Origin of the sequence: Halopelagius fulvigenes (genome assembly GCF_042662625.1) — an archaeon.
In the GTDB taxonomy this organism is placed as follows: domain Archaea; phylum Halobacteriota; class Halobacteria; order Halobacteriales; family Haloferacaceae; genus Halopelagius; species Halopelagius fulvigenes.
On sequence record NZ_JBHSXH010000011.1, the window covers coordinates 121524 to 135215 of the forward strand.

The 13692-nt window shown below is 65.6% G+C and carries 17 protein-coding genes; 5 read left to right on the top strand and 12 right to left on the bottom strand.

The features are described from left to right. Positions 1 to 37 precede the first annotated feature (37 nt). The 8 genes from ACFQEV_RS08505 to ACFQEV_RS08540 form a co-directional block, all read right to left on the bottom strand. Positions 38 to 877: an ABC transporter permease gene (locus tag ACFQEV_RS08505; protein WP_379694831.1), complete on the bottom strand. Its 840-nt coding sequence runs from the start codon at positions 875 to 877 to the stop codon at positions 38 to 40. Further along, the gene (locus ACFQEV_RS08510) at positions 874 to 1932 is read right to left on the bottom strand and encodes an ATP-binding cassette domain-containing protein (protein WP_379694834.1); all 1059 of its coding nucleotides are present in this window, start codon (positions 1930 to 1932) and stop codon (positions 874 to 876) included. Before ACFQEV_RS08510 ends, ACFQEV_RS08505 begins: the two co-directional genes overlap by 4 nt. Continuing rightward, positions 1929 to 2081 carry a hypothetical protein gene (locus tag ACFQEV_RS08515; protein WP_379694836.1) on the bottom strand — a complete coding sequence of 51 codons (153 nt, stop codon included), beginning with the start codon at positions 2079 to 2081 and terminating at the stop codon, positions 1929 to 1931. Before ACFQEV_RS08515 ends, ACFQEV_RS08510 begins: the two co-directional genes overlap by 4 nt. Positions 2082 to 2199: 118 nt before the next feature. After that, on the bottom strand, positions 2200 to 2382 hold the full coding sequence (locus ACFQEV_RS08520; protein WP_379694839.1) for a hypothetical protein: 183 nt from the start codon (positions 2380 to 2382) through the stop codon (positions 2200 to 2202). Continuing rightward, positions 2379 to 2852, bottom strand: a complete 474-nt coding sequence (locus ACFQEV_RS08525; RefSeq protein ID WP_379694842.1) for an FKBP-type peptidyl-prolyl cis-trans isomerase — start codon at positions 2850 to 2852, stop codon at positions 2379 to 2381. Before ACFQEV_RS08525 ends, ACFQEV_RS08520 begins: the two co-directional genes overlap by 4 nt. Positions 2853 to 2968: 116 nt before the next feature. Further along, positions 2969 to 3427, bottom strand: coding sequence for a hypothetical protein (locus tag ACFQEV_RS08530; RefSeq protein ID WP_379694844.1), 459 nt, complete (start codon positions 3425 to 3427; stop codon positions 2969 to 2971). Continuing rightward, positions 3427 to 4362: a complex I NDUFA9 subunit family protein gene (locus ACFQEV_RS08535; RefSeq protein ID WP_379694847.1), complete on the bottom strand. Its 936-nt coding sequence runs from the start codon at positions 4360 to 4362 to the stop codon at positions 3427 to 3429. The genes ACFQEV_RS08530 and ACFQEV_RS08535 overlap by 1 nt, the downstream gene beginning before the upstream one ends. Positions 4363 to 4590: 228 nt before the next feature. Continuing rightward, the gene (locus tag ACFQEV_RS08540; RefSeq protein ID WP_379694850.1) at positions 4591 to 6486 is read right to left on the bottom strand and encodes a glycoside hydrolase family 15 protein; all 1896 of its coding nucleotides are present in this window, start codon (positions 6484 to 6486) and stop codon (positions 4591 to 4593) included. 40 nt (positions 6487 to 6526) lie between these two features. Between ACFQEV_RS08540 and ACFQEV_RS08545 the strand changes: the two genes are divergently transcribed. Both ACFQEV_RS08545 and ACFQEV_RS08550 read left to right on the top strand, forming a co-directional pair. Continuing rightward, complete coding sequence (locus ACFQEV_RS08545) at positions 6527 to 7930, top strand: dihydrolipoyl dehydrogenase family protein (protein WP_379694853.1); 1404 nt, start codon at positions 6527 to 6529, stop codon at positions 7928 to 7930. A gap of 116 nt (positions 7931 to 8046) precedes the next feature. Beyond that, positions 8047 to 8823 carry an NAD-dependent epimerase/dehydratase family protein gene (locus tag ACFQEV_RS08550; RefSeq protein WP_379694856.1) on the top strand — a complete coding sequence of 259 codons (777 nt, stop codon included), beginning with the start codon at positions 8047 to 8049 and terminating at the stop codon, positions 8821 to 8823. Between the two features lie 46 nt (positions 8824 to 8869). On the opposite strand, the gene ACFQEV_RS08555 is transcribed toward ACFQEV_RS08550, so the two are convergent. Together ACFQEV_RS08555 and ACFQEV_RS08560 are read right to left on the bottom strand one after the other, a co-directional pair. Beyond that, entirely contained in the window at positions 8870 to 9016 is a 147-nt protein-coding gene (locus ACFQEV_RS08555) for a hypothetical protein (protein ID WP_379694858.1), read from the bottom strand. A 187-nt stretch (positions 9017 to 9203) separates the two neighbouring features. Next, complete coding sequence (locus ACFQEV_RS08560) at positions 9204 to 9884, bottom strand: haloacid dehalogenase type II (protein WP_379694861.1); 681 nt, start codon at positions 9882 to 9884, stop codon at positions 9204 to 9206. Between the two features lie 119 nt (positions 9885 to 10003). On the opposite strand from ACFQEV_RS08560, the gene ACFQEV_RS08565 reads away from it, so the two are divergent. Continuing rightward, positions 10004 to 10288, top strand: coding sequence for a hypothetical protein (locus ACFQEV_RS08565; RefSeq protein ID WP_379694863.1), 285 nt, complete (start codon positions 10004 to 10006; stop codon positions 10286 to 10288). Positions 10289 to 10425: 137 nt separating this feature from the next. On the opposite strand, the gene ACFQEV_RS08570 is transcribed toward ACFQEV_RS08565, so the two are convergent. Then, positions 10426 to 10824: a helix-turn-helix domain-containing protein gene (locus ACFQEV_RS08570; protein WP_379694866.1), complete on the bottom strand. Its 399-nt coding sequence runs from the start codon at positions 10822 to 10824 to the stop codon at positions 10426 to 10428. A 217-nt stretch (positions 10825 to 11041) separates the two neighbouring features. Here ACFQEV_RS08570 and ACFQEV_RS08575 point away from each other — a divergent pair, with 217 nt between their 5' ends. Then, positions 11042 to 12004, top strand: a complete 963-nt coding sequence (locus ACFQEV_RS08575) for an NAD(P)/FAD-dependent oxidoreductase (RefSeq protein WP_379694868.1) — start codon at positions 11042 to 11044, stop codon at positions 12002 to 12004. Then, the gene (locus tag ACFQEV_RS08580; RefSeq protein ID WP_379694871.1) at positions 11985 to 12623 is read left to right on the top strand and encodes a class I SAM-dependent methyltransferase; all 639 of its coding nucleotides are present in this window, start codon (positions 11985 to 11987) and stop codon (positions 12621 to 12623) included. The genes ACFQEV_RS08575 and ACFQEV_RS08580 overlap by 20 nt, the downstream gene beginning before the upstream one ends. On the opposite strand, the gene ACFQEV_RS08585 is transcribed toward ACFQEV_RS08580, so the two are convergent. Further along, entirely contained in the window at positions 12610 to 13647 is a 1038-nt protein-coding gene (locus tag ACFQEV_RS08585; RefSeq protein WP_379694873.1) for a sodium:calcium antiporter, read from the bottom strand. The two genes, ACFQEV_RS08580 and ACFQEV_RS08585, sit on opposite strands and share 14 nt — an antisense overlap. Positions 13648 to 13692 lie beyond the last annotated feature (45 nt).

The following is a 13692-nucleotide window of genomic DNA, read 5'->3' on the forward strand; positions in this document are numbered from 1 at the left end:
GGCTCGCAAAGAAAGGGGGGAGTTCGTTCGCCGAGTTTTACCGCTCCTGCCGGTACTTCCGCATCGAGAGCGGCGCGAACACGGCGACGATGACGGCGGAGGCGGCGAAGACCCACGCCACGTCCGCGAACGCGACGCCGCCGTGCATGAGACCGCGGGTGGCGTCGACGAGGTGCGTGACGGGATTGAGGGACACGACGGTCTGGAGCCACGGGGGCATCGTCGCCGGGTCGACGAAGATGTTGCTCACGAACGTGAGCGGGAACAGCAGCACGAAGCTCATCGTCATGACCGACTCCGGCTTCTCGACCGACAGCCCGACGAGGATCCAGATCCACGACAGGCTGAACGCGAAGACGAGCACCAGCGCGAGGGCGAGGAGCACGCCGAGGACGCCCGTTCCCGGCCGGAATCCGAGGACGACGCCGAGTCCGACGACCACGAGCGCGGCGATGCAGTACCGGACGACGTCGCCCAAGAGTGCGCCGACGATGGGCGCGGGCTGCCATATCGGGAGCGACTGGAAGCGGTCGAAGAGCCCGTTGTCGAGGTCCGTGTTGAGTCCGAAGCCCGTGTAGACGGTGATGAAGACGATGGTCTGCACCAGGATTCCCGGCAGGAGGAACTGGATGTACTCCTGCGGCGACCCCGCCAGAGCGCCCCCGAAGAGGTAGGTGAACGACAGCGTGAACATGATGGGGAACGCCGTGACGTCGAACAGTTGGAACGGGACGTGCTTGATCTTCAGGAGCGCCCGCCACCCGAGGGTGAGCGACGCGGAGACGGCCCCGGCGCGGGGCGGGCGTTCGCTCCGCGAGAGGGCACCGTCGAACCCGTCCTCGGCGGGGAACAGAGAGTCCCCCGTCTCGGCGCTCACGGCCGCACCTCCGTCGCCTCGGCGTCCGCCGCATCGCCGCGTTCGCTCCCTTCCCGCGCGGGACGTCCCGTGAGCGCCAAGAACACCTCATCGAGACTCGCCTGTCCGAGCGAGAACTCGGCGGCGCGCACGCCGGCGTCGGCGAGTGCGGTCAGCGCTTCCGCGGCGCGCTCCTCGGTCGGGACGCTCGCGGAGAGCGTGTCCCGGTCCGGTCCGTCGATGAGTTCGACGCCGAGAACGTCCGTCAAGACGGCCTCCGCCTCCGCTCTCTGACCGATGTCCCGGAGGCGAACGTCCAACCGGTTCGCGCCCACGGCCGCCTTCAGTTCGCGGCTCGTCCCCTCAGCGATGACGCGCCCCTCGTCGATGACGGCGAGGCGGTCGGCCAGTCGGTCCGCCTCGTCGAGGTACTGAGTAGTCAGGAGTACGGTGGTCCCGTGGGCGGCGATGGCGCGCACGATATCCCAGACCTGATTCCGGCTTCGCGGGTCAAGACCGGTCGTCGGTTCGTCCAAGAACAGCACCTCGGGCGTGACGACGAGGCTCGTCGCGACGTCCAGACGGCGTCGCATGCCGCCGGAGTACGTCTGCACCTGACGGTCGGCGGCGTCCGCGAGACCGAAGGTCGTGAGCAGTTCGTCGGCCCGGCTCCGCGCGGCCCGCCACGAGAGCCCGAGGAGTCGGGCCACGAGGACGAGGTTCTCCCGACCGGTGAGGTCCTCGTCGACCGAGGCGTACTGACCCGTGAGAGCCACCTTCGCGCGGACCTCGGCCGCCTCGGTCACGACGTCGTGGCCGAGGACGGTCGCGGTGCCGGAATCCGGGCGGAGCAGCGTCGCAAGCAGTCGGATCGTCGTCGTCTTTCCGGCCCCGTTGGGGCCGAGGAGGCCGTAGACGGTGCCGCGAGGAATCCGCAGGTCGACGCCGTCTACAGCGACGACGTCGCCGAAGGACTTCCGCAGACCGACGGTTTCGATGGCGAGACGCTCCGCGTCGGTCGCCTCGGAGTTCTTCGCCGTCCCGACCGTCGCTTCGCCGAGTTCGCTCCCGTTCATGCCGCCACCACCGAAGCGCCGAGTTTACCGAGGAACTCGCTCCACCTCGCAGTCGCGTCCGCCCCGATGGCACGGCGCACCGCTGTGCTCTGGGGGTCGGTCGTCTCGTTCTCCGTCGTCTCTCGTCGGGGGGTACCGTCGTCTATCACTGGTGTTCACTCTCCGGACGGTCGGCCAGCGCATCGAAAATCGCGTGGAGATTCAGGGCGTCGTGGGGGGTTCGACCATCCGTTGGTATATACGGTCCGCAGCTACTAAACCGTTTACCTAAATCGTCGTTTTCGAGCCTATCTGACCCTGTATGCCCGAAATCAGCCTCCAGAAGTACGGCGCGGTGTGTCGGTTCGCCGACCGGTCGACGGCACCCTCTCGAGACGGGGCGAAGTCCACCGCACCGTCGGAGAACGCGCCCTCGAACGCCTCGTACTGTAGCGTCGAACGCCGATTCACCGAACGTCTACGACTTCCACCTCGAAGACGAGCGTCTTACCCGCGAGTTCGTGGTTGAAGTCCACTTCCACCGTGCCGTCTCTGACGGCGGTCACGTCGCCGTGCAGGCCGTTCTGAGCGTGGACGTGCAGGCCCACCTCCGGCGACTGGCCGACCATCCCCTCGAACGACTCCGCGTCGTACTCTCTCACTCGGTCGGCGTCGAACTCGCCGTACGCCTTCTCCGGCGGGACCGTCACGGTGGCCTCCTCGCCGGCCTCCATTCCGACGACGCTCTCTTCGAGACCCTCGATGACCTCCCCGTCGCCGACCGTAAAGGAGAGCGGTGAGTAGTCGGTCCGGTCTTCGCCCCGCGCCCCCAACAGCCCGGACTTCTCGGCGACTTCGTAGTCCGACGTGTCGAAGACGCTGCCGTCCTCGAAGCGACCCACGTACTCGACGGTGACGCGGTCGCCCGGTTCGATAGCCATGGTCGGCCGTCGGGCGAGCAACGGCATAAACTCGGTCATCCGCGGCGCGGGACGCGGAGCGGGGAGAGGAGGAGAGAGTTTCCAGCGGATTTAGGTCGCGTCGTCCGACTCCGCGTTCATGTCGCCGTCCGTCGCCCGCCGTCACCGCGCCGACGGGCCTCGACGGTGAGGGCCGCCGCGGCGACGAAGAGAGACAGCGTCGGGAGGACGAAGTACCACCCGATGCTCATGAGACCGATAATCGAGACGACGGTGCCGACGAGGCCAGTTAGCCACGCGACGCGACGGTGACCGGTCCACGCGGCGGCACCGCCGACGGCGACGAGTCCGAGAAGCGCCACCGCCCAGAAGAACAACACCGGGGCGTTACCGCCGGCACCGCTCAGCAGGTAGTCGATGCCGGCCGAGCACTCGCGGGTGACGGTCACCTCGCCGTCGCCGGTCTGCGACCGGCCGGTCGAACAGGTGATGGGGCCGAACGCGCCCATCAGAGAGAGAAAGCCGAGTCCGCCGGACAGACCGGCCACTCCGGCGGCGACGCGGGCGACACGTCGGAGCGACGCGGCGGCGACCATCACGCCGCGCTCCCGGCGGACTGCGACGACTCCGACTCGGACGCGCTCTCGCCGAGGCCGAGGTACTCCGAGAGCGTCCGGAGGTCACCGGGGTCGACGCCGAACGCGCGGACGTCGTTCTCCGCGACGGTGTTGTCGAACCGGAGCGACCGGTACTGGTCCGCGCCCATCGGGAATCCCGGAATCGCCCCGCCGACGGTCAGCCCGATCCGGGCCAGGGCCATCGGGACGGAGAGGACGCGGACCGACTTCCCCTCGGCGCGGTAGGCGAGTTTCGCCACCTCCGCGAGGGTGAGCACCTCCGGGCCGCCGAGTTCGTACGTCTCCCCGGCGTGTTCGTCGCGTTCGACGCAGTCGGCCAGCATCGGCGCGAGGTCGCCGAGCCAGATGGGTTGGAAGCGCGTCTTCCCGCCGCCCGGGAGCCCCGTCACGTACGGCGTCGTGAGCGTCTTCGTGAAGGAGACGAACTCGCCGCCGTCGCCGAAGACGACCGACGGGCGGACGACGACCCACTCCGGCGACGACTCGCGGACGACCCGTTCGGCGTCCCCTTTCGCGCGGATGTACGCGGTCGGACCGCCGGGGTCGGCCCCGAGCGCGCTCATCTGAACCAGTCGCTCGACGCCGCTGGCCTCCGCCGCGGCGACGACGTTCTCGGTGCCGCCGCGGTGGACCCTGTCGTGCATCTCGTCGCCGCCGCGGGGTTTGAAAAGCGGCGAGAGGGCCACGAGGTTCACGACGGCGTCCTGCCCCTCGAATGCCGATTCGATGGAGTCGTAGTCGGTCACGTCACCGCTCACCGCTCGAACGCCGGCGGCGTCGGACGCGACGTCCGGGTCGCGAGAGAGGACGGTGACGGCGTGTCCGCGTTCGACCAGTTCGCGGCGGAGTTCGGTGCCAACGAATCCGGACCCGCCGACGACGAGGACGTTCATACCTTCCTGTGGGACGCCGGCGGATATTACGTCACCGCCGGTCACCTCGGCCACCGAGTGGCACAGGCGTCGCGGCGTGACAGCGTCGGGTCACCGTCGGCGGCGCGGGGTCGCGTTCGACGACACGGAGACGGACTGCGCGTAGTTAGCGGGAGTACGAGTGAGTTCGAACCGCTAGTCGCCTGCGCGACGTACTCCGAGCCTCGACGTCGCGGAAACGGAGCGGTCCTATCCGTCTTCGGGAGAGACGGGGTCTCCGAGGCGGATTCCTATCGGCTCCGCCCCCGGCGACTCGTACCCGCGCACGTGGCCCAGGTAGAGCGTGCTGTTGACGAGTCCGACGTGGCTGAACGCTTGGGGGTAGTTCCCCAACTGCGCGCCGGTGTCTGCGTCTATCTCCTCGGCGAGGAGACCGAGCGGGCTCACGTACTCGGTGAGCGATTCGAATCGGTCGATAGCCTCCTCGACCCGTCCGGAGAGCGCGAGTGCGTCGATCAGCCAGCACGAACAGAGGACGAACGCCCCTTCGTCTCCCGGCAGTCCGTCGTCGCCGTCGTACCGCTTTACGAGGACGTCCCCCTCGAGGAGACGGTCCTCTATCGCATCGATGGTGTTCTGCACTCGGCGGTCGTCGAACGGGAGAAAGCCGACGCTAGGGATCAGCAACCCGGTCGCGTCCAGCGCGTCGGTGTCGTACGCCTGCACGAACGCGCCGACGTCCTCGTCGTACCCGTTTTCGAGTACGTCCTCCTTGATAGTCTCGCGGGCGTCCCGCCACGCTTCGACGGGAGCCTCGTAGCCGTGGGTCGTCGCGATGTCGATTCCTCGGTCGAGCGCGACCCAACACATCACCTTCGAGTAGACGAACTGGCTCGCTTCGCCCCTCACTTCCCAGATGCCTGCGTCGGGGTCGCGCCACACGTCTCGGACGTACTCGACGATGTCGTGAACGGCCTCCCACTCCTCGTCGTCCAACTCGCGTCCGAGTTGGAGCACCTCGTCGACCGCTAAGAGCAGTTCGCCGTAGATGTCGAGTTGCGTCTGGTCCGCGGCCCCGTTTCCGATTCGAACCGGGCGGGAGCTCCGATACCCGTCGAGGTGTTCGAGTTCCGTCTCCTCGACGTCCGATTCGCCGTGGAGACCGTACAACGGCTGAATCTTCTCCGGGTCGTCCGCCTGACAGAGGTTCATGTACCACTCGAAGTACTCGGTCGCCCCCTCGGAGTTGCCGAGACTCGACAGCGCCTGCACGGTGAACCCGGCGTCGCGGAGCCAGTTGAACCGATAGTCCCAGTTTCTGACGCCGCCGATATCCTCCGGGAGCGACGTCGTGGGCGCGGCCGTGATGGCCCCCGTCTCCTCGTGCGTGAGGAGTTTGAGCGCGAGTCCGGACCGTGCCGCGAGGTCGTGCCACGGCCCCTCGAAGATGCAGCCCGAGCCCTCGTGTCGACACGTCTGAACCCAGTCTCGCCAGTAACGTATCGTGTCCGCGAGCGCTCCCTCCGGGTCGGTATCGGCGTCCTCTGCGCCGGTACAGCGGAGCAGCAACCACTCGGTGTCCCCCGCTTCGACTGTGAGCGTTCCGGTCACCCGTCCGTCGCTCACGTCGAGTTCGGTCGGCACCTCCAAGAGCGTCCGTTCGTCGGCACCCTCGGCGCGGACGCCCTTCTCGGTCGAAACGAACGCGGGGTCGGCGCGGCCGTAATCGAACGCGGGGTCGAACTCGACTTCGAGTTCGACTCGCCCCTCGACGCAGACGACCTTGCGGTAGAGGACCTTCTTCGGGTGGTCGACCTTCCCGGCGGGAGGGAAGAAGTCGGTCACCGTCGCCGTCCCGTCCGCGGCGTCGAACGTCGTCTCGAGGACGTTCGTCCCGTCGACGTACCGTTGGGCACCCTCGAACGGCGCGGTCGGGGTCACCCGAAAGCGACCGCCTCGGTCGGCGTCGAGAATCGCCGCGAGGATGCTCGGACCCTCGACGTGGGGGAACGGGAACCAGTCTACCGACCCGTTCGGCGCGACGAGCGCACACGTCTCTAAGTTCCCGACGAACCCGTACTCCTCGATGGGCGTGAACCGGTCCCCCGTCATCGAGACGCGTTCTTCGTCGTTCGCGCTGCCCAAATACAGAAGTGACGATGGGAAGAACTCACACGGGTGAGCTATGGAGGAGCACGACCTAATTGTTCTGGGCGGCGGGACGGGGAACATCGTCGCCTCGGAGGCGGCCGAGGAGGGACTGGACGTCGCGTTGGTCGAGCGAGGGAGGCTCGGCGGGACCTGCCTCAACCGCGGCTGTAACCCCTCGAAGCGGCTGATCCACAGCGCGAACGTCGCCGAAACCGTCCGCAACGCCGAGCAGTTCGGCGTCGACGCATCGCTCGATGGCGTCGCGTTCGAGGACATCGTAGACGGCGTCGCGGAGACGATGGCCAAAAAAGCCGAGTCAAAGGCCGAACGCGCCCGAAAGAACGACCATCTCACGTTGTATCGGGCCGAGGGGCGCTTCGTGGACGAGCGCACGGTGGAGGTGAGCGGCGACGACGGCACCGGCGGCGAGCGGATCACCGCCGACCGCATCGTCCTCGCCGGTGGCTCTCGGCCGACGGTTCCCGACTCTATCGACGGAACCGACCGAGTGGACTACCTCACCAGCGCCGAGGTGTTGACCGGAGATATCGACGGACTCCCGGACCGACTGGTCGTCGTCGGCGGCGGGTACATCGCCGTCGAGATGGGTCACTTCTTCTCGCAGATGGGATCCGACGTGACCATCGTCGGCCACGGCGAGACGCTCGTCCGCCGCGAGGACGCGGATATCGCCGAACGGGTAACCGACGCGTACCGGGAGGAACACGACCTCCGTCTGGGGTACACGGTGACCGAGATAGCCGACGAGGACGGAGCGAAGCGCGTCGCCGCCGAGTCCGAGAGCGGAGAGGAGATAGCCGTCTCGGGGGACGAACTCCTCGTGGCGACCGGACGACGGCCGAACTCGGACCTCTGGAACGTCTCTGCCGCCGGCATCGAGACGGACGAGAGGGGGTTCGTCGAGACGGACGAGTACCTCCGAACGTCCGTCGAGGGGGTGTGGGCCATCGGCGACATCGCCGGCAACTACATGTTCAAACACTCCGGCGACAAGGAGGCCGAGTACGTCGTCGAGAACGCCGTTCGAGGCGACGAACGGGAGGTGTCGTACCCGGGGATGGCCCACGCGATATTCGGGTCGCCGGAGGTGGGGAGTCTCGGAAAGACGGAAGGAGAGATAGACGAGGACACGGAGTACGACGTCGGAACGTACGCCTACGACGACCACGCGCTAGGGGGCGCACTCGACAACAAGGGCGGGTTCGCCAAGGCAATCGTCGCCGGCGACGGGGAGATTCTCGGCGTCCACGTCGTCGGCCCGGAGGCGTCGTCGCTGATTCACGAAGTCAGCACCGCCGTCGCCGCCGGCGCGGACGCGGCGACCGTCGCCGAGACCATCCACGTCCACCCTGCGCTGTCGGAGGTCGTTCAGGGCGCGTTCCGCGACGTGATAGACGTCCCCGCATCCGGAATCTAACCCCTCGTCGGACGGCGTCCGCCGTCGCCGTCCGCCGTCCGAACGCCGGTTCCGCGAGAGGAGGCTACGAGGGCCACAACGGTTTTTCGCGCGTACTCCTTCGTCCCCGACGAACGATGGCACGGATTGCACTCACGGGCGCGGCCGGGAACGTGGGGCGGGAAGTTCTCGACGCCTTCGGCGACGAACACACCGTCGTCCCGTTCACCCACTCGGAGACCGAGGAGATAGACAGCGAACTCCTCGACGTGACCGACGCCGACGACGTGCGAGCGAAGGTAGACAACGTCGACGTCGTGATTCACCTCGCGGGGGCGTCCTCGCCGGACGCGGAGTGGGAAACCGTCTCTCAGACCAACGTCGAGGGGACGAAGAACGTCCTCGATGCGATGGTCGAGAACGGCGTCGAGCGGATGGTGTTCGCGAGTTCGAACCACGCCGTGGGGACGTACAACGTCGCCGACGAGTCCGACCCCGAGAGCATGACGCTGACCGCCGCGGAGACCGTTCGGGGCGACGCGCCGACGCGTCCGGACTCCTTCTACGGCGTGAGCAAGGTCGCCTGCGAAGGGCTGACGGACTTCTACGCCTCCCGGCACGGCCTCGAAGTCGTCAACCTCCGCATCGGGTGGTACATGAGCGCGGACGACCTCGAAGCCAACACCGGCGAGGACGTCGAACCCGGGAAGGCGCGGTTCGCCCGTTCGACGTGGCTCAGCCCCCACGACTGCCGAGACGTGCATCGGAAGGCCGCCCTCGCCGACCTCCCGGAGAGTCCGGTGACGGTGAACGCGGTGTCGCGGAACGACGACCGATTTTACTCGATTACCGAGACGATGCAGGCCGTCGGCTACGAACCGCGCGACAACTCCGCGGAGGCACTCGACGGGTAGCGGTCCGGCGACGACATGAAGGGGGACGCCTCCGAGGTGACGGCTCTCAGGGTTCTATCGGGACGGTGAGCGACGACAGCACCCACGCGTTAGGGGCGTCGGGGTCGCTTATCATCGCCATCGTCGCGTCGCCGTCGAGGTACTCGGAGTACGTGGCGCGAATCGCGGTGGTTGGAGGTTCCGTCTCGGCCATCGTCTCACTCACCTCCCGATTCGACGCCGGGGCGGTCGGTGCTGTTCCATCTCGAACGAGGTGCTTCTGAGGCGTTCGTATTCATTACTGTGACTACAGGCGTGCGACCGGGAAGTCAGTAGCCTCTACAGGGAGAGAGGCGACGCGGGCGGGACTCTACGTATCTAGACCGGCACCGCGTCGGAGCTCAGACGCCCAACGCGTCGGCCAACTCGAAGAACCCCTCCACCGTCAGGTCGGGGTCCCCGCCGAACGTCTCCCACGGCGACCCCTTCCGGTCCACCCAGACGCCCTGCATCCCGGCGTGCCGCGCGCCCATCACGTCGAACCACCCCGCGGTGACGTGCGCTATCTCGTCGATGGGCGTCCCCGTCCGCGCCGCGGCGTGGCGGTAGAGTTCGGCGGCGGGCTTGAACGTCCGAACCTCGTGCGCGCTGACGGTGTCCTCGATCACGTCGCCGATGTCCGCGTGTTCGACCATCGAGTCGAGCATCTCGGGGTTCCCGTTGGAGACGACGTAACAGTCGTATCCGCCCTCGCGGAGTCGTTCGATGCCGTCCCGCACGTCGTCGAACACTTCGAGTTCGTGGTAGACGGCGAGGATTTCGTCGCGTTCGTCGGTCGTGATGTCAACGCCGTGCGCGTCGAGCGCGTACTGGAGGGCGTCCCTGTTCATCTCGTAGAACGGCTGGTAGGCGTCGATTTGGTTGGCGACGAACGTGTACTCCAGCGAGCGTGCGCGCCACAGTTTCGACACCGGTTCCGGGTCGTCCACGCGCGCGGCGAGTGCCCGTTCCGCCGCGTCGACGTCGACCAACGTGCTGTACGAGTCGAACGTCACCGTCGAAACCCGCTCGGAGTCGAACATCCCGTCCGGCTACGACCGTCTCCGTCTTAGTTCCCCGGCGGGAGTGCGGTATCGACGCGAGACTGCCGAAACGCCGTTCCCGAGACAGACTCTTGTCCGAAGAGAGCGAACCGGACGCCGTGAGCGACCGAACCTCGTCGAAGTCGTCCGGAAGCGCGTCTCGGGTGGTTCTCTCGTTCTCGCCGCCCGACGAACGGACGGCGGACGCCCTCGACGCCGACTCCTATCGCTCGTACCTCCGTCGGACGCGTTCGGGCCCGGCGTCCGTCGGAGCGGAGTGGGACGAGTTCGTAAGCGGCGGGTGCGGAACCACGCGCGACGTCACCCTCCGCGTGGAGTCGGTGCGGGGAGGGGAAGAAATCGGCGAGGAAACGGAACTGGTCTTCGAACCGTCGTCGGAGTGACCGTCGTGCGGTCCCTGAACGTCGACTCACGCCGACGACAGGGCGAGACGGCAGCCCATTCAGACCGCGAAAGTTGAGGTGTCCTCGATATCTCCCTCGGTTAGGTTTGTCCCGCTATCGAAGGCCGACGGTGGGAGTTATCGGCCTATTTCGGAAGCCTGGCTCTCACCATACGTATCCCGGAACTCCTGGATGAGTTGTCCAGTCTCGGCGTACCATCGGTTGAGCATTCGTTGGAATTCGTCCGCTATCTCGTCGGGGTCGGTGACTCGATACACGTGGTGATAGCCTCCTTTCGGACAGCTTTCTTGTTCTTGCACGGCAACTCCAGCCTCTTCGAGCCGTTTGACCGAACGGTACGCGGTCGTTCGCTCTTTACCGATGAACTTCGCAACGTGATCCACGGTAAGCGGCTCAGAAGATTCTGCCAGCAGTCTAAAGACACCTCTGTCGAGCTCGTTCAGTCCGAGCAGACAGTTGAGAAGACCCTCACATTCCCGTTCATCTCGGAGTTGCTCTTGTACGGCTTCTGGCATCGTTATCGAGAGTTGGTACTGCTCCCAGATAAGGTTTGCACTCTTATCGCATTCTTTTCGTAGACTCAGAATAGATGTCGGTCACTCGACCGCTCTCCCCAATCCGTTAATCGAAGTTTATGTGCCTCGAAGGCGCTGTTATTTCGTCTTAGCCCATTTGTCGATTCTCATCTCCGGGAGCGACAGCCTTATTATTAGAATCCTCATTGCATTAGATATGCAAACAACCGGTGGCAGTGATTTGGAGTACGACGTTCTCGTCATCGGAGGCGGGCCCACGGGCTTGAGTGCAGCCCTCCAGTTAGGGCGCTCGCTCCGCAGCGTCCTGGTTTGTGATACCGACGAACCCCGTAATGGTCCAGCGGCCGAATCGCACGGATATCTGACGAGAGACGGTATCCCGCCGGAGGAACTCCGACGCCTCGGTCGTGAGGAAGTGTCGAAATACGGGGGTGAGTTCCGAGATTCGAAGGTAACGGGCGTGAAGAGGAACGACGACGGATTCACCAGTACCTTGGATTCCGGCGAGACCGTCAGGAGCCGGAAGGTCGTATTAGCGACTGGTGTCAGGGACGACTTTCCGGATATCGACGGCTTCGAGGAGTTGTGGGGACGTGGCGTGCATCACTGTCCTTACTGTCACGGCTACGAAGTACGTGGTGAATCCCTCGGCGTCATCGTTAAAGATCAACACATGATCGACTACGCGACGCTCATCTACAATTTGAGTGCTGATCTCGTCGTGTTTACCGATGGACAGGACGTCCTCGACGAAGAATCGCGTTCGACGTTCGTCGAGCGAGGAGTCGAGATCGAAGGCGAACCAATTACCGCACTCAACGGCACCGACGGCGTTCTCGAAAGCATTTCGCTCGCGGACGGCCGCCACGTAGCCCGCGACGCTCTGTTCTACCCCCTACCGCTGGAGCAACACAGCGAGCTTCCGGACCGACTCGGTCTCGAAGTGAATCAAGCAGGACTCGTCGACGCAACGCAGTCCCAGCATGGAATCGGGTTCACGTCGGTCGAGGGGCTTTTCGTCGCTGGTGACGCGTCTAGCGGGGGACCTCAGTCGATACCGTCTGCTGTCGCCGACGGGTACGCAGTCGGCGCGACCGTGAATATGGAACTGTCCACGGAAGGTTTCGAAGGAGGGAGCAATGACCGACAAGCGCCTTGAGGACCTCGGCGAGCGCTTCTCACAGATCGCCCATCACTACGACGACAAACACGGCGGTGAAGAGAAACCGATCTACAACGCGTGCGCTTCACTCGTCGTTGACCACGCCGACCCTCGTCCCGACGACGTCGTCCTCGACCTCGGAACCGGGACGGGTCTAATCGCACTCGCACTGGCCGGGGACGCCGGCCACGTCGTCGGTCGCGACATCAGCGACGGCATGATAAAGCAGGCCCGAGCGAAGGCTGAAGAGAGCGGTATCGAGAACGTGGAGTTCGGCTACGGCGAGTTCCGAGATCCGCGCTACGACGGCCCCGTCGATATTGTCGTTTCGAACTTCGCCCTGCATCATCTCCCCGACGAGGAAAAGCGCGAGGCTATCGAGGTCATCGCCGAACTCGGCCCGCGTCGGTTCGTCCTCGGTGACGCGATGTTCTTCGGGTCGTCCGACCCCGAAGAACCGTTGTTCGGCCACGGTGTCGATTCGGCTACCGTCGGGATGCTCGTGGACGTACTCACCGACGTCGGGTTCGCGGTCACCGCAGTCGAGCGCGTACACGACCAAGTGGGCGTCCTCGTCGCCGAACGAGCCGGTGACGGTGGTTTCACGCACCCTTGATGAGGTGCGTGACGCCAGCCGACTCGGCGACGACCCACGCGACGAACAGGACGTAGGCGAACAAGAGAGTGTAGGCTTCTGCGACGGTAACCGAGAGGTCGGTTCGCAGGAAGGTGAAGAGTAAGACGGTCGCCAGGGTGAGCACACCCATCATCGGAACGGCGACGGCGAAGTCGATCGAGACGCTCCCGAGTATCAGCACGCCCAGCGGAATCGCCACCAACAGGTCGAACGTGTTCGATCCGAGGACGTTCCCGAGGCTGGTGATTCCCTTGTTCGCCCGTGCGGTCCGCACGCTGACCAAGGTGTCCGGAAGGCTGGTCGCCGCCGCGACGATGGTGACGCCGGTGAGGAACTCGGGAACACCGAACGCGTGTCCGAGCGACTCGACGCTCCCGACCAGTTGTTCGACGGCCGCGAGGATGACGGCCAGTCCGACAGCAAGCTTCCCCCACTCGCGGCCGACGCCGATATCGTCTGTGATGTCGTCGGCAACGTGGTCGTTGACGTCCTGCCACTGGATGAAGAGGTACAGTCCGTAGAGCAGGAGCGGGATGGCGGCCAAGGGACGAGTCAGTCGTCCGGTCAACGCCGGGCCGCCGGGAACGGGGAGGTAGATGACCGCCAGCGCGAAGGTGACCACGAGGACGGCGACCGCGATCATGTAGAACTGCGCCTCTTTGTACACGACGGTCCGGTTCGTCTCCAGGTCACCGTCGGACGCGAGACCGGACAGTGCGGGAATTACGAGGATGTTGAAGATGGCGGAGCCGACGATAGCGCCGACGCCCATGTCGAACGTCCCGGCGAGTGCGGTGAAGACGACGCTCGCGAGTTCGGGGAAACTCGACCCGATGGCGACGACGATGGACCCCTGTACGACCGCCGGCAGTCCGTAGTACGCCGAGAGGTGTTCCGCGGACTCTTCGAGCCACCCGCTTCCGAACCAGATGAATCCAGTCGCGACGACGATGAGCAGAACGTTCGCGAGGGGCGAGTCCGGCAGAATACCTCCAAGCACCATCGTTCTTGTATTTCGACATACGTGAGAAGAACCTACCGAAAGCAC